The 24,389-nt window shown below is 42.0% G+C and carries 20 protein-coding genes; 15 read left to right on the top strand and 5 right to left on the bottom strand.

The annotated features are described in order from the left end of the window. Positions 1 to 231 precede the first annotated feature (231 nt). From HFD85_RS14185 to HFD85_RS14175, 3 genes are all read left to right on the top strand, one after another. Positions 232 to 1,704, top strand: coding sequence for a M28 family peptidase (locus tag HFD85_RS14185; protein ID WP_167611061.1), 1,473 nt, complete (start codon positions 232 to 234; stop codon positions 1,702 to 1,704). A 68-nt stretch (positions 1,705 to 1,772) separates the two neighbouring features. Continuing rightward, positions 1,773 to 2,540 carry a hypothetical protein gene (locus HFD85_RS14180; RefSeq protein ID WP_167611059.1) on the top strand — a complete coding sequence of 256 codons (768 nt, stop codon included), beginning with the start codon at positions 1,773 to 1,775 and terminating at the stop codon, positions 2,538 to 2,540. 62 nt (positions 2,541 to 2,602) lie between these two features. After that, the gene (locus HFD85_RS14175) at positions 2,603 to 3,400 is read left to right on the top strand and encodes a DUF2797 domain-containing protein (protein WP_167611056.1); all 798 of its coding nucleotides are present in this window, start codon (positions 2,603 to 2,605) and stop codon (positions 3,398 to 3,400) included. Between the two features lie 60 nt (positions 3,401 to 3,460). Here HFD85_RS14175 and HFD85_RS14170 read toward each other — a convergent pair whose 3' ends face one another. After that, a complete protein-coding gene (locus HFD85_RS14170) occupies positions 3,461 to 4,435 on the bottom strand; it encodes a polyprenyl synthetase family protein (protein ID WP_167611053.1) in 975 nt (324 codons plus the stop codon). Positions 4,436 to 4,603: 168 nt separating this feature from the next. Here HFD85_RS14170 and HFD85_RS14165 point away from each other — a divergent pair, with 168 nt between their 5' ends. From HFD85_RS14165 to HFD85_RS14125, 9 genes are all read left to right on the top strand, one after another. Beyond that, positions 4,604 to 4,906 (top strand): ArsR/SmtB family transcription factor, encoded by a 303-nt coding sequence (locus HFD85_RS14165; RefSeq protein ID WP_167611050.1) that lies wholly within the window; start codon positions 4,604 to 4,606, stop codon positions 4,904 to 4,906. A 735-nt stretch (positions 4,907 to 5,641) separates the two neighbouring features. Then, a complete protein-coding gene (locus tag HFD85_RS14160) occupies positions 5,642 to 6,220 on the top strand; it encodes a non-canonical purine NTP diphosphatase (RefSeq protein ID WP_167611047.1) in 579 nt (192 codons plus the stop codon). A 9-nt stretch (positions 6,221 to 6,229) separates the two neighbouring features. After that, a complete protein-coding gene (porZ, locus tag HFD85_RS14155; RefSeq protein WP_167611044.1) occupies positions 6,230 to 8,551 on the top strand; it encodes a type IX secretion system anionic LPS delivery protein PorZ in 2,322 nt (773 codons plus the stop codon). Positions 8,552 to 8,728: 177 nt separating this feature from the next. Further along, on the top strand, positions 8,729 to 9,454 hold the full coding sequence (gene recO, locus HFD85_RS14150) for a DNA repair protein RecO (protein ID WP_167611040.1): 726 nt from the start codon (positions 8,729 to 8,731) through the stop codon (positions 9,452 to 9,454). A gap of 305 nt (positions 9,455 to 9,759) precedes the next feature. Then, positions 9,760 to 10,581 (top strand): 3'(2'),5'-bisphosphate nucleotidase CysQ family protein, encoded by an 822-nt coding sequence (locus HFD85_RS14145; protein WP_167611037.1) that lies wholly within the window; start codon positions 9,760 to 9,762, stop codon positions 10,579 to 10,581. A gap of 325 nt (positions 10,582 to 10,906) precedes the next feature. Next, a complete protein-coding gene (locus tag HFD85_RS14140; protein ID WP_167611034.1) occupies positions 10,907 to 11,182 on the top strand; it encodes a hypothetical protein in 276 nt (91 codons plus the stop codon). Between the two features lie 131 nt (positions 11,183 to 11,313). Next, a complete protein-coding gene (locus tag HFD85_RS14135; protein ID WP_167611031.1) occupies positions 11,314 to 11,796 on the top strand; it encodes an SPOR domain-containing protein in 483 nt (160 codons plus the stop codon). A 540-nt stretch (positions 11,797 to 12,336) separates the two neighbouring features. Further along, positions 12,337 to 12,762, top strand: coding sequence for a deoxycytidylate deaminase (locus HFD85_RS14130; protein ID WP_167611028.1), 426 nt, complete (start codon positions 12,337 to 12,339; stop codon positions 12,760 to 12,762). A 15-nt stretch (positions 12,763 to 12,777) separates the two neighbouring features. Continuing rightward, the gene (locus tag HFD85_RS14125; RefSeq protein ID WP_167611024.1) at positions 12,778 to 14,427 is read left to right on the top strand and encodes a S41 family peptidase; all 1,650 of its coding nucleotides are present in this window, start codon (positions 12,778 to 12,780) and stop codon (positions 14,425 to 14,427) included. Here the strand turns inward: HFD85_RS14125 and HFD85_RS14120 are convergent. The 4 genes from HFD85_RS14120 to HFD85_RS14105 form a co-directional block, all read right to left on the bottom strand. Continuing rightward, on the bottom strand, positions 14,396 to 15,049 hold the full coding sequence (locus HFD85_RS14120) for a class I SAM-dependent DNA methyltransferase (RefSeq protein WP_167611021.1): 654 nt from the start codon (positions 15,047 to 15,049) through the stop codon (positions 14,396 to 14,398). The genes HFD85_RS14125 and HFD85_RS14120 overlap by 32 nt on opposite strands. Beyond that, entirely contained in the window at positions 15,049 to 16,041 is a 993-nt protein-coding gene (nadA, locus tag HFD85_RS14115) for a quinolinate synthase NadA (RefSeq protein WP_167611018.1), read from the bottom strand. Before nadA ends, HFD85_RS14120 begins: the two co-directional genes overlap by 1 nt. A 153-nt stretch (positions 16,042 to 16,194) precedes the next feature. Next, entirely contained in the window at positions 16,195 to 17,688 is a 1,494-nt protein-coding gene (locus tag HFD85_RS14110) for a BACON domain-containing protein (RefSeq protein WP_167611014.1), read from the bottom strand. Between the two features lie 19 nt (positions 17,689 to 17,707). Next, on the bottom strand, positions 17,708 to 20,977 hold the full coding sequence (locus HFD85_RS14105) for a TonB-dependent receptor (RefSeq protein WP_167611011.1): 3,270 nt from the start codon (positions 20,975 to 20,977) through the stop codon (positions 17,708 to 17,710). 966 nt (positions 20,978 to 21,943) lie between these two features. Here HFD85_RS14105 and HFD85_RS14100 point away from each other — a divergent pair. From HFD85_RS14100 to HFD85_RS14090, 3 genes are read left to right on the top strand one after another with little or no spacing between them, the layout of a single operon-like run. Further along, positions 21,944 to 22,372 (top strand): hypothetical protein, encoded by a 429-nt coding sequence (locus HFD85_RS14100; protein ID WP_167611007.1) that lies wholly within the window; start codon positions 21,944 to 21,946, stop codon positions 22,370 to 22,372. A gap of 45 nt (positions 22,373 to 22,417) precedes the next feature. Then, positions 22,418 to 22,750, top strand: coding sequence for a PadR family transcriptional regulator (locus HFD85_RS14095; protein WP_167611004.1), 333 nt, complete (start codon positions 22,418 to 22,420; stop codon positions 22,748 to 22,750). A 32-nt stretch (positions 22,751 to 22,782) separates the two neighbouring features. Next, positions 22,783 to 24,357 (top strand): PspC domain-containing protein, encoded by a 1,575-nt coding sequence (locus HFD85_RS14090; RefSeq protein ID WP_167611001.1) that lies wholly within the window; start codon positions 22,783 to 22,785, stop codon positions 24,355 to 24,357. Positions 24,358 to 24,389 lie beyond the last annotated feature (32 nt).

Here is a 24,389-nt window from a genome sequence, read left to right as displayed (position 1 = left end):
AAAATTTACTGAAAGCAGCCCGCTCCTTCCGCCTACAGGAAAATGCGCCTGCCTGCCGGTAGGTAGGTTTGCTGACTTTTTTTGCTGTAGAAAAAAGTCAGTCGCAGCGAAGCGAGAAAAGTATTTCGTTCTTGTTGAGTTGTTCTGTACCCGGCTAAACATTCAACTTTTTGCATTTTAAAATCTCGGCCCATTGAAAAATTGTATTTTTATCGATTCAGAAAAATAACTATGAAGACGAAAATACTTTTAAGCCTGGTTTTAATAACCGCGGCATTGTTTAGTGGTGTTGCACAGGAAGAAAACAAGGATAAACTGCTGGAAACCTTTCATGCCATTTCGAGCAACGAAATTATGGGGTATGTTGAAGAACTGAGTTCAGATAAATATGAAGGCCGTTTATCCGGCTCGCCTGAGTATATGGAAGCCGCCAAATGGTGTGCCTCGAAATTTGAAGAATGGGGAATTTCACCTGCCAATCAGGGTAGCTATTTTCAATACTTCCCAAATGAATATTCTGATGTTCTTGAACTGGGCGAGGTGATTTATACCAACAAGGGGCAAGCCACAAAATTAAAATTTCCGGAGGAATATTTACCGGGTTCGAATTCCGACAGTGGCACCCTCGAAGCCGAACTGGTTTATGTCGGTCACGGAATTACAGCGCCCGAACTGGGTTACGACGATTATAAAAATGTAGATGTGAAGGGTAAGATCATTATTCTTGAAACCGGCACGCCGTATACCAAAAACGATCCTGAGCTGGGAAAATGGACACCTTATGCCTACCACCGTTACAAGTTCAAAAATGCGGTGAAACATGGCGCAGCGGGTATGATTTACGCCAGCAAAATTGCCAATCCGAACACGGTTCACCTCGACGGCTTTATTTATGCCCATGTGGAGCCGAAAATTGTGGAACAGATTTTTGCCGATGCAGGGAAAGATTATTCGGCTGTGAAGGAACAATTGAAAAATATTGAAGCTCCTTCGTTTGAATTACCTGCCGGGCAGAAGATCAAGATCAGCGCCAAAACCTTGTACCATCCCGATGCGCAAGCCTGCAATGTGGTTGGAATGATTGAAGGATCGGATCCGGAATTAAAAGATGAGGTGATTATTGTTGGCGGCCACCTCGACGGACAGGGGCAAATGGGTGGTGTGATGTTCCCGAGCGCACTGGATAATGCATCGGGTGTTGCCGATATTCTGGCAGCTGCCAAAGCATTTGCTCAGTCGGAAGTAAAACCTAAGCGTTCGATTTTGTTTATATTGATAGGCGGTGAAGAATGTGGTTTATACGGTTCGAAACAGTATGCCGATCATCCGCTTTTCCCGGTTGAAAAAACACGTTTGATGATCAACCTCGATATGGTGGGCAACGGAACCGGATTCTTTTTGACAGGCGGAAATACCTATACTGATCTGTTCAGACATTTTGAATCGGCTAACAATCACTTTATCCACCGTGGTTTGCAAACCAACGCAGTAACAAAAAATTACGGCCGCCCGCGCTCCGATGCATCCAATTTCGAAAACGTAGGAATCCCAACTTTTGGGCTTTGGACCAGAAATTCGGTGTTCCCGGTGTATTACCACGATCCGCGCGACAAAACCGATGTGCTGACGCCCGAAATTATGGAAGATGCAGCCAAACTTTTGTATCTGGGAATCATGGGGGTGGCCAACGACGAAACGCTATAAGCAATCTTCGTCAACTTTTTTAAGACGTGCCTTGTTAACCTTGTAGAACTTCTAAATGTCCATCGTTTATGGAATCGAAAAAAGAACGCTACAAAAGATCACTGCTCGACCTGGCCAACAGCGATGCGCTGGTGCCTGGCATTTACAACTACTGTGATCGCTGGTGCGAACGTTGTACAATGACCCAGAAATGCCTCACATATCTGCACGAACAGGAAATGAAAGAAGGTTCCAATGGGCAAAGTGCAGATGAGGATAATGAAAGTTTCTGGGAGCACATTCGGCTGGCATGGGAGGTGGCTATGGAAATGATTGAGGAAGATGCGGAGAAGATGGGAGTTGATCTTAGTGATGTTGCTGATTTTGAGTTGCCGGAACACATTGAAGCACCGCTTGAAGTTCAGGCCAAAACATACGGCGAGAAAATGCACGACTTTTTGGAACAAAACCGTGAGTTTATGGCTGAAAAAGCAGAACAGCTGGTCATGATCAACGACGAAGCATCGATCATAAAATACAAAGACGCGCTGGAAGTCATCCAGTGGTATTACTTTTTTATTGGCGCCAAAGTTCACCGGGCGCACCTCGATCTGGAAGAGCGCCGGAACGATCCGGAAGACGAGTACAATGTGTATTCCGATAACCTGGGTTCGGCAAAAATTGCTATAATTGCCATCCAGCGATCAATGGACGCGCTGTCAGTTTTTTATAACGATTTCAAGGAAAAAGAAGACGATATTTTAAAGTTTCTGGTTGAATTATCCTCCATAAAAAAACAGTTGCTGCAAACATTTCCGGGAGTGATGGATTTTAAACGTCCGGGTTTTGATGATTAAAACTTAAGCAGACTTTGCAGGCTGGAACTTCTCTGCTATTTTCACGTCAGAAAAATTTATTCATGCATTACGAAGGCAATATTCGAAAAATGAAAACCGAGCTCGATAAGCCGGTAAAATATACTTTGCCCATGGGCGAGGAGTTGGTTGATATGAATGCGTTGATCGGGAAAACGATTAAATTCGGTTTTAGTGGTCAGATCAACTGCGTCTCCTGCGGAAAACAAACTAAAACCTCTTTCGGACAGGGATTTTGTTACAACTGCCTTCAAACGGCGCCCGAAGCCAGTGAATCGATCATGCGGCCCGAGTTGTCGAAATCGCATCTGGGAATTGCGCGCGATATGGAGTGGGCCGAAAAACACGACCTGATCGACCATTTCGTTTACCTTGCAGTTTCGAGTGAATTAAAAGTTGGTGTTACCCGAAATCACCAGATCCCGACCCGCTGGATCGACCAGGGAGCCAGCTTTGCCATAAAACTGGCTAAAGCACCCAACCGGCACATTGCAGGTATTATTGAAGTATTTCTGAAAGATCATTTTACCGACAAAACCAACTGGCGGGCCATGCTTAAAAACGAGGTTCTAAGCGATTTCGACCTGGCTACGGAAAAGCAGAAAGTGGTGGATTTGTTGCCGGCCGAACTCAGAAAATACGTTGAGCCTTCGGATGAAGTAACCGAAATTGTCTATCCGGTAGAAAAATACCCGAATGCTATTAAGAGTATCGGTTTCGATAAGCTACCCGAAATAGAAGGAGAATTGGCCGGTATTAAAGGACAGTACCTGATTTTTGATGACAGCCGGGTGCTGAATATGCGAAAGCACAATGGCTATTACCTTCAGCTGCAATTTTAGGAATTGAAAGATGCCTTCAGTCCGTGTTTCATCTGAGTCAGATGGCATTCTTTATTCGTATTAATTTCTCCGTGTAGTGATGTAGTTCATTAGTTCAACCAATGAATCACGTGCTTCCGAGGGTGGAAATTCCTCGATGGCACTTACCGCTTTGTTTTTAAACTCATTCATACGGGCTTCGGCGTATTCGAGGCCGCCACGCGCGATCACCAGCTGAATCAGTTCTTTAACCACTTTGGTGTTTTTGTTCCGGTGTTTCACCAGGCGAAGAATGCGTTTGCGTTCGCTCCGGTCGGCCGAATTCAAAACATGCAACAGCGGCAAAGTAATTTTCTTTTCCTTGATATCGTTGCCAATCGGTTTGCCGATAATGCCTTTGGCCTGGTAATCAAAAATATCATCCTTAATCTGGAATGCGATTCCAACATCCTGTCCGATCCGGTACATTTTCTCCACCAGCTCTTCATCGTCGGTAGTCGATGCCGTTCCGATGGCCATGCTGGTAGCAATTAACGAAGCCGTTTTTTTGCGGATGATCTCAAAATAAGTTTCATCGTCGATGTCCAGTTTTCGGCTTTTTTTCATTTGCAGGATTTCGCCCTCGCTCATGTCCTGAACAGCCCGCGAAATCAAATGCAGGAAGTTGTATTTTTTATTTTCAAGCTGAAGGAGCAAGCCTTTTGCCAGGATATAGTCGCCAACCAAAACGGCCAGTTTATTTTTCCACAGGGCTTTTACTGAAAACGAACCGCGGCGTTCGTACGATTCATCTACCACGTCGTCGTGGACAAGTGTTGCGGTGTGCAACAGTTCAACCGAGCAGGCAGCCAGTTTGGTATATTCGTTGGAATCGCCGTGCAATTTGGCCGATAAAAAAACAAACATTGGCCGCAACTGCTTTCCTTTGGTGCGGTACAAAAAGTTCAGGATGGTGGCCAATAAAGGCACATCGCTTTGCAGCGACTTTTTAAAGTACGGTTCAAAGTCTTTTAAATCCTGATCAATTGGTTTTTTTATCTTGCTAATTGTGGACATTTACCGGAATACTCCTTTCTTCTTGACTGAGCGAACATAAAACATTTTCGGCTAAAAAAAGCCATTTCATAAAAAATCTTTAACAGTAGCAGGGATTAAAATGTTTGAGAGCTTGTTTAATTTGATGTCCTCAAATATTTATATATTTGCATTTTTAAAAGCTGAAGAATGGTAGAATTCAAGGAGTTAAATGTAGAGCGTTTGGAAATTGCAGCCAACATGTTAAAAGCAATGGCTCATCCTATGCGTATTGCTATTTTGAAACATCTGGAAGGTGGCAAAAAGCTGACTGTTACAGAGATTCATGAACACCTCAAAATTGAACAGTCTACTACTTCGCATCATCTTGGTATTCTGAAAGATAAGGGCGTACTCTGCTCACAGCGTGAAGGTAAGAATACGTTTTACTACCTGAAATATGAAATTCTTAGCCAGATCGTTGATTGTCTGGAAACCTGTACTTGCGAGTAAGCTTTTTTTGCACTTATTTTTAATCCCCGCAAACTCTGTTTTACCTGTTATCTTGATGCGGTATTAAACTACCATGCTTTCTGTAATTCGAGCTTAGGTTTTGAATAAAATCACTTCCGGTCATTCAGATCTAATTATTTTCCTGCCGGAGGCCTTCATCTTTGTCATAAAACAAAGACGAAGCAGAAAATTCTAGGCTGCTTTTTATCTTCACCTATCATCTTCATTTTAGCTAAGTTCGGCCGGGTGATTTCCTCGCACACTCGGAACTTCCCGGTCTCACTAAGCTAAAATTTTGATTCAAGGATTGATAAAAAGAGGCCAACTCTCGAAAGAAATCTTCAAGACAAAGGTTAATGTATGCATCTCGTTCCTTCCGCCTACAGGAAAATGCGTTAAGAAATTTTGGGAACGTAGCGCCCGCCTGAACGACACGGTCGGGCAGGTTAAAAAAGAAAAGCTGTTTGACACTGACCGAGAGTAGCGAGTGTCAGTGGAGTTATTTTCTTTTAGCGGAGTTCTCGAAATTTTAGCAATTTTCATGTCAGCGGCGGCATTTTTGCTGACTTTTTTTGCTGCAGAAAAAAGTCAGTCGCAGCGAAGCGAGAAAAATGGATTTATCTTTCAGGATGGATCGTTAAGCCTCGTGAAATGAAAACTTATCCTATCACGAAAGAATAAACTTGAATTGCGGGAAGCCCGTACTTTTGGTTATTTTTACACAAAATTCGAAATATGGATCTTGTTTTTGCAACAAACAATCAACATAAATTAAAAGAGCTGCAGGCCATTTTGGGTAACGAATTCCGCCTGTTAAGTTTAAAAGACATTGGCTGCGATGAGGACATTCCCGAAGAACAGCCAACGCTCGAGGGCAACGCCAGCCAGAAATCATTCTATATTTTTGATAAGTACGGTTACAACTGTTTTGCCGACGATACCGGCCTCGAAATTGAAGCATTGAATGGCGAACCGGGTGTGTATTCGGCGCGTTATGCGGGAGAGGAGAAAAGTGCCGAAGCCAATATGAAAAAAGTGTTGGAAAAAATGGCCAAAATAAATCAGCGGAATGCTCGTTTTAGGACTGTGATCTCGCTGATAATAAATGGAGAAGAAAAACTTTTCGAAGGCATTGTGAATGGCGAGATTCTGACAGAAAAAAGGGGAAACTCAGGTTTTGGTTACGATCCTGTTTTTTTGCCGGAAGGAAAGGAACAATCGTTTGCCGAGATGGATCTGGCCGAAAAAAACAAGATCAGCCATCGCGGACGTGCAGTTCAAAAATTGGTTGAGTACCTGAAAACTATTGATTAAATGAAGCTTATGAGAAGTTTTATCACGCTGTTGTTTAGCTTTTTACTGGTCTTTCAATCGTTCGCTCAACGTGAAGCAGGTTCGTGGAAAGACTATCTTTCGTATTCCAACGGTTTGAAAGTGGCCGATTCGGGAAGCGAAATCTTTTGTGCCACCGAAGGCGGACTTTTCTATTTCGATACTGAAGACAACAGTGTGAACAAAGTCAGTAATTTGTCCGACTTTGGCATTGAAACCATGGCTTACAGCCGTGATAATGATTTACTGGTGCTGGCCTATTCCAACAGCAACATCGACATTATTCGTGGCGGATATGTTCAGAATCTTTCCGACATAAAACGGAAAAACATGACTGCCGACAAAACGATCCATAATATCAGTTTTAAGGGTAGTGAAGCTTTTATATCCTGTGGATTTGGGATTGTTGTATTAAACCTCGACAGGAACGAAGTAAAAGACACTTACATTATTGGCGACGATGGTTTGCCACTGGCTGTTTACGATGTTGACTTTTACAACAACCGCATTTATGCAGCTACCGAAGAAGGCATTTTATGGGCTCCCGAAAGTGGAGCGAATTTGCTGGACTATGCAAGCTGGATAAAAGATGAAAGTATTCCGCATTCAGGAGAGCGTTTTTCGCAGTTGGTGGTACACCAGGGAGTCCTGATCGCCAATTATTCCAACGGTTCATCAGCGAACGATTTGGCTTATATGCTAAATAACGAAACCTGGTCGTCCTATTTTGCAGGGTTGAGCAATGTCATCGAAATGGAGTCGAATGGAAATTTCCTTACCATGACCGCCGATCATGAAATAGCTTTGTTCGAGAACAACCACACAATGCTTGGTAAAATTAATCGCTACGAACTGGATGGTTCGCAAATTACTTATATCTATTCACAAAGTGCTTTGGTTGATGATATTGGTCAGATATGGATAGCAGACAGAAATAATGCTCTTATTCGCTATGACGGAAACTCGTTTGAATCCATCTTTCCGAACGGACCGATTGATAATGAGACTTTTGATCTGGCAATTGGCAGCTCAACTTTGTTTGTAGCTCCCGGAGGAAGAAACGATGCCTGGAATAACAGTTTTACTGCGCCTTATATCAAACGGGTTTCAACGGAAGGCTGGACCAATTTAACAAAAACTGAAATACCGCAATTAACCGGATTCCATGATATTGTATGTATTGCAATCGATCCGTCCGACGATTCACATTTTTATGCAGGTAGCTGGGGTGGCGGACTACTTGAATTTAGAAACGATGAACTGATTAACAGGTATACCAACCTGAATAGTCCGTTACAAACTGCTTTGCCTGATCAGCCAAATGCACCATACGTTAGAATTGGAGGGCTTGATTTTGATTCGAATGGAAACCTTTGGATCAGTAACTTTGCAGTCTCAGGAAATAATCTGCATGCCTTAAGTCCATCCGGCGATTGGGCATCGTTTTCAATGCCTCAGGTATTGGGTAAGCCGCTTGGTAAGTTGTTGGTAAACAAAAATAACGATAAATGGGTGCTGGTGCCCCGGGGTAATGATGCCTATGTTGTAGATGCGACCGGGAGTACAAAAAAACGACTTCTGGTAACGACTTATTTTAGTAACGGGAGCGACGAATATTTCACAAGAATGAGCGATGTTTATTCGATTGCTGAAGATAAAGAGGGTGTAATATGGATTGGAACTTCACAAGGCGTGGCTGTTTACAGTAATCCTTCACGAATTTGGGATACTGAGAATTTTTATGCCACACAGCCCGGTCTCGACCTGAATGACGGTATTTATCATCCGCTGCTTTCGACAGAAACTGTTACCGCAATAGCCGTTGACGGGGCCAACCGAAAATGGCTCGGAACGAGTAGCTCGGGAGTCTACCTCGTGTCAGAGTCAGGTGAGGCAGAAGTGCTGCATTTTACAGCAGAAAACAGTCCCTTGTTATCAAACACAATCAAAGCGATTGCAATTGACGAGGAAAGCGGTGAGGTATATTTTGGCACCGACAAAGGATTAATCTCATATCAGGGTGATGCTATTGGAGGGAAGGACGATTACAGCGGTGTTTATGTGTATCCGAATCCGGTGCGCGAAACCTACGAAGGACCGGTGACCATTACCGGATTGATCTCTGAAACCGACTTAAAGATTACCGATATCGCCGGAAATCTCGTATACAAAACTACTTCGCTAGGCGGACAGGCTGTTTGGGACGGAAGAAACTTAAACGGAAACCGCGTGAAAACCGGTGTGTACCTGGTGTTCTGTAACGATAAACGTGGTGAAGAGACTAAGATTGCAAAGCTTTTGTTTATCCATTAAGGACTGAAGGAATGAGGGACTGAGGCAATGAGGGATTGAAGGATTGATTCGGAGAATGCCTGAATGCAGAAATGCTCTAATGCGTAAATAAAAATTATACGAATAATGAACTCCGTTGCCAATTGCCTACTGTTTTTGCCTACTTTAAACTCTGAACTTTAAACTCTAAACTAAAGTATGCTCGCTGCAACCGAAGGTATAGTTCTGCATCACATTAAATACGGCGAAAGCAGTGTTATTGCCACTATTTTTACAAAGGAATTCGGACGGCAGAGTTTCATTGTTAATGCTTCGCGCAGCCGAAAAGCCAAAAACAAAGCCGGTTTACTTCAGCCCTTGTATTTGCTCGATTTGGAAGTGTATCAGAAACAAAGCCGCGAGATTCAGCGGATAAAGGAATTTAAAAGCCTGAACGCCTATCAGAACATTCCTTTCGATATTGCTAAATCAACTCAGGCCATTTTTCTGGCCGAGATGCTTTACAAAACCATCCACGAACAGGAGAGTTATCCGGAGCTGTATGAATTTATTAAAAGCGCCTTGCTGTATTTCGATCTGATGGAAGAAGGCTGGCAGAATTTTCACCTGTATTTTTTGTTTCGTTTAACTGAATATTTTGGCTTTTTGCCCGATACGCAAAAGGTAGGTTTCGAGTCGTGGTTCGATATGAAAAAAGGAGCAATAGTGCCTTTCGAACCGTCGCATCCCTTGTTCGCCAACAAAGATGTTACTAAATATTTAGTAGAACTATCAGTCTTTAAAATTAGTGAGTTAGAGGCATTCAAAGTGTCGAGAAGTATGCGCGATTCGCTCTTGCAAACGCTGGTTGATTATTACCAACTTCATTTCGAGAATTTAGGTGAAGTAAAATCGCTGAATGTATTGCGCGAGGTATTTCATTGATTCGGATTCATAGCTCCTCGAATATTAATCTGATTAAGTGTTTTTATTTCCAGGCTCAAAATTTCAATATTAAAGGCGTTTGTTTGTCGCTCATTCACGCTGCCCCATCTTCTCAGGAATCAACAACAAAGAAATGTATCAATAGTGAGTGGTTGTCTTATTTCTCCAACTAAAATTGGTTGATGTTGTACCGTTATTCTTTTGGACGCACAGTGTAAAAAAACATTTAAATCATCACCGTCCGAAGTCGGAAAATCGTTTTCCACAACATTTCGAGGTAAATTTACAAGAGTCAACTTTTGATGATGGAAAGAAGCAAACAGGAGGAAATATTCAATTTACTTGCCGCAGCCGGGAATGCAATTGTTGAGGTGTATAACAGCGACAATTTCGACGCTGAGCTGAAAAAGGATAATTCGCCGGTAACCCGTGCTGATAAGGCGTCGAGCCGGATCATCAACCGGGGACTGAATAGCTTGTTTCCTGAGGTTCCTGTTTTGGATGAGGAGACTTCCATTCCGGACTATGAAGTTCGCAGCAAATGGAAAAAGTATTTTCTCGTCGATCCGCTGGATGGAACAAAAGAATTTATAAAGCAAAATGGTGAGTTTTGTATCAATCTGGCACTTATTGAAGGTACCTCTCCGGTAATGGGTTGGATTTTTCAACCGCTTACCGAAACCGGTTGGTTTTGTAAAAAAGGCGAGGGAATTGTTGAGTTCAGCCAAGGAAAAATAAAGCCACTTAAAAAGCCGGAAGTAAAAAGAGATGTTATTCGAATTGCAGCCAGCCGTTCGTTTTTCAAGCCACGAGAGGCGGAGTTGATCGAAAAAATGAAACGCCATTATGCGGTTGAGATTCTGCACTGCGGGAGCTCAAAAAAACAGGTTCAGATGGTGAAAGGCAATGCTGATATGTACCTGAAAGCCGGTCCTTGCTCGGAGTGGGATACCGCTCCCGGACAATTGATGGTGGAAGAGTTTGGCGGGGCAGTCCTACGGCACGATACTTTTGAAACCCTTCGGTACAATCGCAAAGATTTACTCAATCCGCATTTCGTAATGCTTAACGAACGATTGAATATTCCAGGCTTTATCGCTTTTTTGAAAGGCCTTATCCGTGAATAAACAAAATAAAGACTTGTAGTTCAAAAATGATAATGGAACTAACGTTCTCCTCCTTGACAGGAGGAGTGGGTTTTTGTGAGGAAGGAGCAGAAAGTCGAGGTGGTTGAAGAGTTGTAATAGAGAAAGCGCCACCCCGTCAGCGAAATCAGGATTCAATTTTAAAACCAAATTTCGTGTCGCTGACACCCCTCCTCAGGAAGGAGGGGAATTGTTCGTGATTTGAAACTTTATTTTGTGTTTAGCAGGCTCCAAATATCTTTAATATTTATTTGCTACTCTTATTTTGTCCATTTAGTTATAAGGTATTAACTTACTTCGAAAAAGAATGATGCGAAAAAGATTACCACTTTTAATTGTTCTAGTACTGGCTGCCCTGGTTTTTACAGGCTGCGCCACACAGTCGTTCGAAAACATTGGAAATCCACCCGGATTCTTAAAAGGGCTACTTCACGGATTTATTTTATTGTTCAGTTTTATTGCCAGTTTGTTCACAGATTACGAGATCTACGCCTTCCCGAATGCAGGTGGTTGGTACAATTTTGGCTACTTGTTGGGAGTTATGCTATTTTTTGGCGGAGGTGGAGCCAAAGCGAGGTGCTAAGCGTGATAATGGGCTGTCGATAAATTTCGAGTTGCAAACAACATCATGTGCAAAACTTGCGTTCTTTTCGAAAGCAGTGCGCAGGCTTTCTGCGTATATTCGCTGAGTTCAATGATAGAAAATTAAAAGAGATGAAAAGGATAACACTTTTATTCGCAGCCTTTATTTTGGTATTTTCAGCGTGTAAAACCATTAAGCAACCTGCTCAGTCGGAATACACGACCGACAATACAGCTCCAACTAAAGTTTTTACAGTGCCCGGTTCTGAAACAACAACTGCGGTTGAAAAACCTGCCCCACCGGTTGTTGACGAGAAACCGATTGCCATTCGTAAAGAACAGGTTTCGTTTACCGATCAGCAGGATAAAGTAAAAAACGAAGGAAACACTTATTTTGTAATACTTGGTTCTTTCAGCCAGTTGGAAAACGCAAAGAATTACCGCACTACTTTACTGAATGAAGGTTTTACACCCATCATTCTGCACAGTGAAACGGGTTATTACCGCGTTTGTGTAAACTCTTACAAGAACGAAACAGAAGCTCGTAGCAGGGTCGCACAGATCAGACAGGCTTTTGAAAAATATTCCGATGTTTGGCTATTAATTAAGGAATAATTCTAACGAATTACTTGAATTTTTGGCGCCGCGTTTTGCGGCGTTTTTTGTTTGGCGAAATTTGTTGGTAAATCCGGTACGGATTCGATTGTAGTAACTCAATCGATATCACTCCCAAATGGAACTCTGTAAGAGTTCGATAGCGAATAACCCTGCCAAAAATCCTATTATCCAACCCATACAGGGGTGTTGTACATATCCTGCATTTCATTTTACTAAAAGCCAACGAATACTGCGTTGTTCAAATCTCGACAATACATGAAATGAAAATTCAATTACAGGTAATCCACCTGCAACAGAACTAAAGTCCAGGTAGCGAATTGAATATCCCCAGGCTTAAGCCTGGAGTTAATGAAAGCCGGGTATTTCAGGGGCTTTAGCCCACAATGGAATTTTATCCGACGCGAATGAAAACATTAAAAAACTATAAAATCAAACACTGACCGGCTCAGTGCGTTATTATAGGTACGATAATTAAAAATCAATGCTAATTTTGTAATCCGTTTAGAAACAGGATACCTATTAAAAACAACGCAATACATGGCAATGGATGAAAAACAACTCTTACTCGATCAGCGCTATTTGAAAATGGCTGATATCTGGGCACAGAATTCTTATTGTAAACGCCGACAGGTTGGAGCCTTGATCGTAAAGGATAAAATGATCATTTCGGATGGTTACAATGGCACTCCTTCGGGTTTTGAAAATGTTTGCGAGGACGAGAATAATGTGACCAAACCTTATGTTTTGCATGCCGAAGCAAACGCCATTACCAAGGTGGCTAAATCGGGTAACAGTAGCGATGGAGCTACATTGTATGTTACCTCGTCGCCGTGTATGGAGTGTTCGAAGCTCATCATCCAGGCCGGAATTAAACGCGTTATTTTCACAGAGAATTACCGCATTGAAGACGGGATTAACCTGCTAAAACGAGCAGGTATAGATGTAAGCCAGGTGGATATTTAATTTGAAAAGAAAGCCATGAACAAGAAAACAGTTATACTTATTCCGATTCTTATTGCCCTTTCGGTTGCTACCGGAATACTGATCGGGAATATGTTAAAAAAGAATGCCAGTCCGGTATTCACCGGGATGAATTTCTCGCACCCCAATAAAATAGCAACCATCCTTGATCTTGTGGATCAGGGTTATGTCGACAAGATAAATACCAGTGATATTATTGAAGAGACCATTCCCGAGATCCTGAAAAATCTCGATCCGCATACCACTTATATTCCTGCCCGCGACATGCAGGAAGTTCAGGAAGAAATGCAGGGGAACTTTTCCGGCATAGGTGTTCAGTTTTCGGTTATGGACGACACGGTGAGGGTGGTAGAAGTAATTTCAGGTGGCCCGTCGAGTAAGGTGGGCATACTGCCGGGCGACCGGATTGTTACTGTTAATGATTCAGTTATTGCAGGAGTAGATGTTGAAAGCAACACAGTGCTTTCTTTGCTCCGTGGAGAAAAAAACACAAAAGTAAATGTTGGAGTAATCCGAAAAGGATACGATGGTGAACTGGATTTTGAGATCACTCGCGGCGATATTCCGATTTACAGCGTCGATGTTGCTTATATGATCGACAATGAAACCGGGTTCATCAAAATCAGTCGTTTTGCCAATACTACTTACGACGAGTTTATGGAAGGCATGGAAAAGCTTCAGGCTGCAGGTGCTCAGAAGGTAATTATCGATTTGCGTAATAATCCCGGGGGCTCTTTGGTTGGTGTGCTGCAAATGGTGGATGAGTTTCTGCCGGCCGGCGAACCGATTTTGTATACCGAAGGATCGCATCAGGCCAGGAAAACGTACAATGCATCATCGCGAACCAGTTTTGGTGACATTGGTGTGTATGTCATGATCGATGAATTCTCGGCATCGGCAAGCGAGATCTTTGCCGGAGCCATGCAGGATAACGACCGCGGAATTGTTATTGGTCGTCGTTCGTTTGGTAAAGGACTGGTTCAGGAGCAAATTCCTTTGATGGATGGCTCGGCCCTGCGTCTTACTGTAGCCCGTTTTTACACGCCCAGCGGACGTTGTATTCAGAGCTCGTACGAAGACGGAAACGAAGAGTATTACAACCACATTTACGAACGTTTTCATAACATGGAACAGCTGGTAGCCGACAGCATTCATTTTGTCGATTCGCTAAGGTACGAAACGAAAGGCGGCCGCGTGGTTTATGGCGGCGGCGGCATTATGCCCGACTTTTTCGTTCCGGTTGATACCACCGGAAATTCAGAGTATTTCAATAAGATCTACCGCCGTGGTTTGATTTATACCTACGCATACTCTTATGCTGATCAGCACCGTGACGAGTTGTCGGCATTTACCACCGGCGACGAGATCAATCGCTATCTGGATACGCAAAACGCCATGGACGATTTTATGGCTTATGCCGAGGAAAAAGGAGTGAAAAAAGATGCTGCCGGATTGAAAGAGTCAGGTGAACTTATAAATACGCAATTAAAGGCTTACATTGCCCGAAATATCATCGGGGAGGAAGGTTTTTACCCGATCATCAAAAACATCGATAAAACATTGCTGCGGGCCATCGATATTTCACGACAGAATCTGTTGGTGCAGAATATTGTGGCTACCGATTCGGTTGTAAACGTGCCACGATAAGGGTAAAATAAAAATCGGTATCACTTTTTTTGTTCCGAAAAGCAAGAAATTGTTTTTGCTGAACGACGGTAAAATGGTTTTCAGCCAGTAAATGTTGAATGTAATTCAGGCTGTGCTTGTAGGTTAATACACCCGATTCTGTTTCCTTTTCCCAGACACCTGTTTCTATTTCTATCAACTTTTCGGTATTTCCGGCTTCTTCAAAAGTAAAGGCGAACACAGCATTGGGCTTCAGCAAACGTTTTACTTCGTTAAAAAGCGGTTCTATGGGATTTATAAGATGGAATACTCCGTTTGAAATGATGGCGTCGAATTTGTTTTCAAGCGGATAGGGAACTTGCTCAAGATCGTGACAGATCAATCGATCGCCAATGTTTTTGTTGCGGCACTGTTTCAGCATCTTCTCCGAACCATCAATTCCGGTAATCGCATGCCCGGCTTCGGAAAAGCGGCGTGCACTTTCGCCGGTGCCAATTCCAAGATCTAATAGTTGTGAAGGAGTGCTTAATTCAGCGTCAAGCAGTTCGAATAAAACCTGTGGTCCGGTCCAGTTATTCTGAAGTACTGACGCATCGTAATCAGCTGCAAAATCATCGGCCAGTTGAAGGTTTTTACCCGGCATTATTTCGAGATATCCAACATGCGTTTGATCGGCACCTGTGCTTTTTCAATTACATCCATTGGCAAACTCACTTCCGGTTGTTCGTGTTTCAGGCACACATAAAGCTTTTGCAAGCTGTTTAATTTCATGTACGAGCAGTCGTTGCAGGCACAGGTTGAATCGTTCGATGGCGCAGGAATAAACGTCTTATCGGGGCAAGCCTTGGTCATTTGGTGCAGGATGCCGCTTTCGGTTGCTACAATGAACTTTTTGGCTTCGCTCTTCTGTACATAATTCAAAAGAGCAGTAGTAGAGCCAATGTGTTTGGCCAGCAAAAGCACCGGCTTTTCGCATTCCGGGTGAGCAATAAATTCTGCATCGGGGTACTGATCCATCAGTTCCACGATCTTTTCTACTGAATATTGTTCGTGAACCATACAGGCGCCGTCCCAAAGTACCATACTTCGGCCGGTGATGCTGTTGATGTAATTCCCCAGGTTTTTATCAGGGGCGAAGATCAGTTTCTGATCTTTCGGAAAGCTTTCAACGATTTTAGCTGCATTGGCCGAAGTGCAAACAATGTCGGACATCGTTTTCAATGCTGCTGTTGCATTGATATAAGTTACCACTTTGTGGTCGGGATATTGTGCCTTAAAGGCAGCAAATTTATCTGCAGGAGCTGATTCAGCCAACGAACAGCTGGCTTTCAGATCGGGGAGGATCACCTTTTTATTCGGATTGATGATTTTGGCTGTTTCGGCCATAAAGTGTACGCCGACGAATACGATCATCTCGGCATCGGTTTCGGCAGCTGCCTGAGCCAGTCCCAAACTGTCGCCTACATAATCGGCAATGTCCTGCAGCGGTCCGTCAACATAAAAGTGGCTAAGAATGACTGCGTTCTTCTCCTTTTTCAGCCGCTTAATTTCTTCTGCCAACTTCACTGAAGGATCGATGGTTTCATCGATAAATCCCTTCTCTTCCAACATTTGATCTATTTGTAGCTGTTCCATCTCTTTCCTGAATTTCCCTGATAAACAGGGCGCAAAATTATAAATTCCTTTAAAAAAAACAGCAGCTACATGTAAATGTTTGGTTTTGAAGCATAAAAAAAGCCGCACAAGGCGGCTTTCGTATCTACTCCATTAAGTTATAATGTACGAATATTAATTACTTACATGGCTGAAATAAAAACCATGAGAAAGCTGAGGTGATCCATTATAGGAACCCTTTGCTGCAATCATGGTTAGTGTATCACCCACTTTAATGCCCTTGTCGGATAACAGATATTTTCTATCGTCGCCGGTTGCACCCCAACCCGGATAACAACCATATGCGTATATTTCACCACTATCGTCTTGCAAATAAAGGTTACCGTAAGTTTCACTGGTAATCGATGTAATTTTACCTGTTACCATAAAGTAGGTGTTGGCATCGTCAGGTTTAGCCAGCACTTCTGCAATAGTAGCAGGAGTCACAGGAATAACTTCTTCCAAAACAGAGCCACTTACCTGAGGAGATCCATTATATGCTGCACGTTTCCCAACAATTGTGATAATGTCGCCTTCTTTTACGCCTGCGTCGGCAAAATCCTGAATTTTATATACATATGTTTCTCCAGAGAAATCGCTCAGGTATAATTTGCCCGATGAAGCATCGGAAAGACTTGCTACAACACCTGTCAAACGATATGAAGTGTTGCTAACATCAGCTGCAAGGAATTCTGCAATACTTACTTCTAAAATCGCTCCCGCCTGGCTCAGCGAAGTTTGTGCGCTATAGTTTTTAGTTCCGTCGGTAGTCTTGAAGGTGAGTGTAGTCTCACGATCTCCACCAGAATTAGCTTCGGCTTTGAATGTCACAACAGTATTAGTACCTGCTGACTGGATAGAAGAAATTGATAACCAGGATGCGGCATCATCAGGAATTTCAACAGAAACACCTTGTCCTTTGCAGGTAAGGTAAGCTGTAAATTCACCGCCTTCAAGAGGTAGCGCTGCGTTTGCTACCGAATCAACTTTCACCAGCGATTTATTGATGCTGATAACTGTTACATTTACCAACTCTACAGTTCCATTGTAAGTAGTTTTTGGTCCCTGAACAGTAATTTCATCACCTACCTCAAGTCCCCAACTTAAAAAGTTTTTCTCTCCACCTTTTGAATCAAGAGTACCATAGATATAAATAGAACCAGTTTCATCTTCCAAATACCAGTTACCGTAAGTTGTATTAGCTATTGCTGTACAAACTCCGGTTACCTGATAGGTCTTGCTGTCAGGTCCGGCAATTACGTCAGCACATGTGGCAGATGAAATTGTTGCCAAACCCTGGATGATATTTATGCGCTGAGTTTCGTTTTCGGTTTTAATTAAAACTTCTGCCGTACGACCATCTAAGGCTGATTCTGCCGAAAATGTAAGCGTTGATTCACCGGCACCGCCAGATGTTGAGGAAATAGTCAACCAAGTGGTAGTATTCTCGATTGTCCAGCTTTCTTTAGCTGTTACAGTAATGGCTGTAGAACCGCCATCTACAGGGATGGACACGTAAGATGACGATACCTGAATTCCATCAAGCAATGTCATTGTTTCTTCATCGGTACAGCTTGTCATTAAGGCAAGTAGTGCAATGAAAAATGGAAATATGTTTTTTAATTTCATAATTGTCAGTGCTTTTAAATTAATTGAAAATATACTTGATACCGATTAATGCATACCAGGTTTGACCCAACGAGTAGTTTGGTGTAAAAGTTTTGGTATCACCATGGATTGAAGCAGGTGTAGAGAATGTAGCCACACCGTCAGCATCAACACCTTCGTATTTGAGGATACGAGCTTCTGAGCCAATTTCCGGGTTCAAATGTTTACTTACACCCCAGCTGGAGTTGAACAGGTTCATCACGTTTTTGATATCAAGGCTAAGTTGCAGTTTGTGTTGGCTATTGCCTGCTTTAACAGCAAAATCATGTTTGTAACCCAAGTCCACGCGATGTACCCACGGAGAGTAAACGCTATAGGCTTCAGCATATTTGCCTTGTTGATCCTTCAAATAATCATCGGAATGCACATAGTCCATAAAACGAGTTTGATCGTCTGCTGAAACAAAGCGGAACTCATTTTTGGCCACTTCATCGTCAGTTGGAACATAAATTGCATCGTAGTTGTAACCGTCACTGTTGATGTCGTTAACCGTCATGTATGAATAGTTATATCCACCGCGCCATCCTTCATAGATAATACTAAAGTGGTTGCCACCTTTGTCGTGGGCAGTAAGCGATGCAACAAGACGATCGGGTGTAGTGTATTGCGAATTGTGCAATTTGATGTTGTTAGGACCTTCTACTGTTGGAACGTATGTAAATGCTGATTCAGCATTCGATCCCGGCATTCCGGTTACATCTTTAGCAACTGTATGCGTATAAGCAGCCATCAGGCTGATCCAATCTGCTGGTCTGGCATTAAGTGTGATGTTGCCCGACCAACCATAGCCCCGGTCTGTATTTTCCAATACAAAGGCTTTTGTGGCGGTACGATAACCGGCAGGATAAATCGGACGATTGTCAACACCGTTGAATCGGGCGAAACCACCTACATTTGGAATACTCCAGTCAGAAATTGAAACACCGTTGATTGTTTTATTGTAAATTCCTTCTACCGTTACAGAGAATGGGAAAGATGTTTTGAATGCGTAATCAACAGCAAGTGACGATTTCCATACTTGAGGCATTTTGAAGTTTGGATCAACAGCTGCAATGGCAGAAGGAACAGTTCCGTCTTCAGGAGAAATAGTTGAAGGATATCCCAATGATATTAACTTATCGTAAAGCGCAGCAATATTAGCATTTCCGTTAGCATCAGTTACAAGACCACCGGCAAATTCATCCATTGTGAAACCATTATTCCCAGCATTTCTTGCATTTATTTGTGCCTGGTATTGAACCATACCGCCATTGGTTGGCATGTTGGTGAAGAATACAAGTGGTAAGTTACCAGAGAAAAGACCGGTACCTCCACGAACTTTCAAGCTCTTATCGCCAAATGTATCCCATACAAAACCTATGCGGGGAGAGAATATGATATTTGCATCAGGCCATTTTCCTGTATCGATATTACGACCGTTATAATCGATGGCAGCGATAGCATTGTTTGTGATCAGGTCGCTATTGTTGAAGAAAAGCCCATCAATACGAAGTCCATACGAAAGTTTGAAATTTTCAGTAAGGCTCCAATCATCTTGCCCGTAAACACCAATTTTGTTTGTTCTTATGCGAGCTGCAGGATTGCTCTCACCGTCGTAACCATAAGTTAAGTTTACAATTTCAGGTGTTCCTTCGTTCAGGAAGTCATCAAGACTTGTGTAGCGATAGTATCCGGTACCATTACGCATATACGAGTTATCAGCCATTTTATACTCGAAAGCAACACCGCCAACAATTTTATGATTACCTAAATAATAGGTCATTTCATCTTTAATGTTCACTACGTTATTGTGAACGCCATTGTTCCAGGTAAATAGCTCGTAACCCAATGAGAGGTAGGCCTGTCCGTCCTTCAAAATGTCGATAAAAGGAAATTCGTTAGAATTTGTTCCGCGAATATCGTCAAGTTTAGAGTAGGTTGCCAGGAATTGGTTAGAGATGTTATCCGATAAACGACTGTTTAAGTCAAAAGAGAATGAATGAACAAGGTTGTCCATCGAATACATTGAGTTGGCATATGACATTGAAGCTTTTGACATCCTTGCTTCTGACATACGTGTACCAGCATCCATTGAAGAAGCATTGGGAGATCTCCATGAAGCATTCTTGGTGTAGTTGTAACGTAGCGCTAAACGATGCTTGTCTGTGATGTTCCAATCCAAACGAGCAAGCAATTTTTTGTTGCTTTCATCTGCAGGGAAACTTGTAAAAGATCCCGTTTCATATCCATATTTATTTTTTACAAAATCAGAAACTGTCTGAAGATCGCTTTCTGTTGTGCGGGAGATAAAATTGTCCGGATCAGCAACACCATCAGTTGAAGCTCTCCAACGATTGGCAATTGTTGGTGTTTCCGACATTTCAGCGTTAACGAAGAAGAACAGTTTGTTCTCGATAATCGGACCACCTAAAGTGAAACCGTAGGTTGTATTACGGTCTTTTTCACGTGCTCCTGCAATTAGTTGACCATCAACAGCATCACCGCGCATGTTTTCATTTTTGTGATAAACGTAAGCGCTACCTGTGAATGTATTTGTACCCGATTTTGTAATAGCGTTTACACCACCACCAATAAAGTTAGTTTGACGAACATCGTATGGCGCGATTACAACCTGTAATTCTTCGATAGCTTCAATAGAAATTGGATTGCCACCACCAGGAAGCGCATCACTCAAACCGAAGTTATTGTTGAAATTAGCTCCATCCACAGTAAAGTTAGCCGTACGGCCATCCGTGCCGGCAAAGCTCATCCCATTTCCACCATAAGGTGAAAGGCGGGTAATGTCTGAAATGCTGCGATTCACTGTGGGCAAATTAGCTATCTGGTCGTTTGTGATATTGGTCACTGCTCCCGTTTTCTCATTAGAGAACTTTGTGCGGGTGGCCGAAACAATAACTTCATCTAACGATAATGTTTCTTCCGAGAGTACAACATTCATTACATAGTTTTCACCTAAACTCAAAGTAATGTTGTTTTGCGTGTATGCACCATAGCCAATGAAAGTAACTTTAACAGTGTAAGGCCCTCCTACACGCATACCGTTTAGGAAGAATCGGCCCTCCAGGTTGGTTACAGTACCATAAGTTGTTCCTGAAGGTGTGTGTGTAGCAATCACCGTTGCACCGATTACAGCTCCATCAGCATCAGAAACACGTCCACCCATACTGGAAGTGGTTACCTGTGCTTGAACTTGTGATATGATAATTGTAATAAACAATATCACACCTACAAAAATTCTAATTCTTTTCATAAAACTTTTGATTTGGATTAATATAAATTTGAGAATAAATATTTTGCTATAAGGTATTGCATGTTTGAATTTGAAGTACGCCAATGGTGCTGGCAGAGTTTTCCAATTGTGTATTTGCTTTTTTCATAGAACCATTCTTTTTGAATAAAGAATAAATATTGAATTTCAATGTAATTCCGTAATAAAAGTTATCCCGGTTTGAAGTAGCATTTTGGTAGTTAACACCCTTGTGGTGTGTAATAAGTATCTAAACCAAATCTCAAAAGGATACATGTGCTTCATTTTTATTATCCCGATCTTTAGTCCATAAATCTCTGGCAAAAGAAAGTTTTCTTTTTCTATTTTATATTAACAGGAAGTTAAATTATATGTTAATATAATATCCCCAGCTCATCCTTAATTCATCAACTAAAATTCATATTAAACAAAGGGATAAGCAAATAAAAAGTAGCTTAGTTGTTAAACAAATGATCAGAGTTGTTAACAGCTTATCAAGAGATTATAAACATTAGTGGCAGAGCTTTTCGCCGTTTTGAAGGTGTCATTATAATTATATTGTTAAACAAAATTTTGATTAGCCCCTTCATTCATAAAAAATAATAATCTAACGAAATGATGTTAACGTTCAGTAGCAGAGGCAAATGAAGTTTATTCATTGCACATTTCTAATAAAAATATGGTACTATGTGTTGCATGGTACTAATAAAAAGATATATATTTGTAATGCAAACAACGATGTAAAGCTTGGTAATATTTTAAAAAAAGTTCTTTACGGTTGTAACGAAGGCAAAAAGGAATCGTCCTAATAGTACAAAAGCACTGAAAATAGATTCAGCGAAAACAAGAAGCAAAACAGAAACAAAAACAAGAAACAATGAAACGAGCATTCAGAAAAATTCAAAGCCATGAAAACAATTTTGATTGCAAGTTACATCCAGTACAACAGAAAGCTAAAATTTAAACAAGATGAAAACAAAAAACAATGTTCAAAAAGCAGTTCTGAGATTTGCCGCAGTAGTTATTAGTTTTGTATTGATAAGCTACACGGTGAGCGCACAGGATTTCTGGAAACGATTTCTTGAAAACAGCAGCTTCGGACACATTGCTATGGCAATGGTCGATAGTGGCGAAGCCACGGAAGCATCGGCAGAAAATGCCGCTGGTGTTGAGTTCTTTTATGAAACCGAAATGGAAACTCGCCTCGAAATGGAGTCCTGGATGACAAGTGAGTCGAATTTTGCGGTTTCGGCCTTTCATGTAGAAGAATTAAGCGACAAGTCAATGGAGCTGGAATACTGGATGTTAGATCAAAACTTATTTCAAACATCTGTTGAAACTGAATCGGCACTTCAGCTTGAAGAGTGGATGGTTTCGACTGATGTTTGGAATATTTAACAGAACGGGGAGAAAACAGGAAAATCAACTAAAGAGGGACAGATAATGAAGATTGAAAACACAAAAGCTCAAATGCGTAAGGGGGTATTGGAATATTGTATTCTGCTTGTTTTGGATGGCAAGCCACTCTACGCCAGCGACATCATTGAATCGTTAAAAGCCGCAAAAATGATTGTTGTTGAAGGTACCTTGTATCCGCTTTTAACTCGTCTGAAAAACGACGGATTACTGGCTTATCGATGGGAAGAATCTACCCAGGGGCCGCCGCGGAAGTACTATGAACTGACCGATACCGGAAGGACTTTTCTTGGCGAACTGGAAGGTTCATGGACCGAATTGGTGATGGCAGTCGATAAAATAAAATCCAATAAAGCATAAGCAAAACCCGAAAATTTCAAACAATAATCAAGATGAAGAAGACATTCACAATTAATATAAGTGGTACAGTTTTTCACATTGAGGAAGATGCGTACGACATACTTCAGAAGTATTTGATCAACCTGAAAAGTCATTTTGGAAACGATGATGAAGGAAAGGAGATTTTGTCTGATATAGAAGCGCGGATTGCCGAAATATTCAGCTCAAAAACCAGCGAAGATAAAAAAGTAATTACGGTTGAATGGGTGGACGAAGTGGTTAAGACCATGGGAACTCCTGAGGATTTTGCCGAAGAAGGAGGCGAAGAAGAAGAAAGTATCGCTGCGGAAGCTAAGCGCAAACGTCGTTTATACCGCGATCCTGACCATCGTGTGTTGGGTGGCGTTTGTGGTGGTTTGGGCGCTTATTTCGGAATGGATCCGGTGGTTCTGCGTATCATTTTTGCAATATTATTTTTTGTTACTTTCCCGGCAGGACCTATTGCATACATTATCTTATGGATTGCAGTTCCAAAAGCAATAAATACTGCGCAGCGCCTTGAAATGCGGGGGCAGGAAGCTACGGTAAAAAACATCGAAAAATCGATAAAGGAAGAAGTAAAGGAAGTAAAAGAGAGTTACAAAAAATTTAAGGAGTCGGATACCTACTCTAAGGGAAAAAAATCGATGAAAGGAGCCGGTGATGTTGCTTTTAATATCGTGAAAGTAATCCTTAAGATTTTTGTGATCATTTTTGGTGTGATCCTGCTTCTGTCAGGTTTCTTCGGATTACTCGGGCTTATTTCTTCGATGGTTATTGGTCATTCATTTGTTTCAGGCTTGCCAATGATTTGGAGCCCGGAAGTATATATGCCTGATTTCCTGAATTATTTTGTTGAGCCCGGAACTGTTACGCTTGGTCTAGTGCTTGTAGGTATTCTGATTGGAATTCCTTTGCTGGCCATGCTGTTTGCAGGAACTAAGCTGGTGTTTCGTTTTAAATCGAACAATGCAGCCATTGTTTTGAGTATGATCGGAGTGTGGTTTGTTTCGCTCATTGTTCTCTTATCGATTTCAGCAGCGCAGGTGAAACACTTTAAAGATCGCTCTTCGGTAACCTCGACCAAAGTGATTGATTGTGATTCGTGCGAAACACTTTATTTAAATATTGCTGAGAATAAATACGAAGACTACGCCGAGCTCGATTGGGACATCGAAGGTTTTAGTGTGTATATGGTAGATGGCGACGAGGTATTTGTCGGCGAACCTGAGTTGGATGTAGTTCGTTCTAATTCTGATGAGTTTACAGTAGCCGTTAAAGGAGTATCGCGTGGCAAGTCGAGAGATGAAGCCAAAGAATACAGCCAGGATATTGTATACAACTTTACCGTTAATGATTCAACAATTGTTTTCGATCCTTATTTCTTTTTAGGCGAAACCGATAAGTGGCGTAACCAGGAAGTGTATATAACGGTAAAAGTTCCCGAGGGAAAATCCATTTATTTGGGAGAAGGAATGCAGAAGATCATTCACGACATTGAAAATACCTCGAATACCTGGGATCGTGATATGGTTGGGAAATATTGGGAAATGAAGCCGGAAGGCCTGACCTTAAAAGAAGCCAACTAATTACTTAAGATCATTCGAATGCCATAATGCGG

Origin of the sequence: Maribellus sediminis (assembly GCF_011799805.1) — a bacterium.
GTDB classification, from domain to species: domain Bacteria; phylum Bacteroidota; class Bacteroidia; order Bacteroidales; family Prolixibacteraceae; genus Draconibacterium; species Draconibacterium sediminis_A.
Note: the sequence above shows the minus strand (reverse complement) of the source record. Positions and strands in the feature narration are given on the sequence as shown.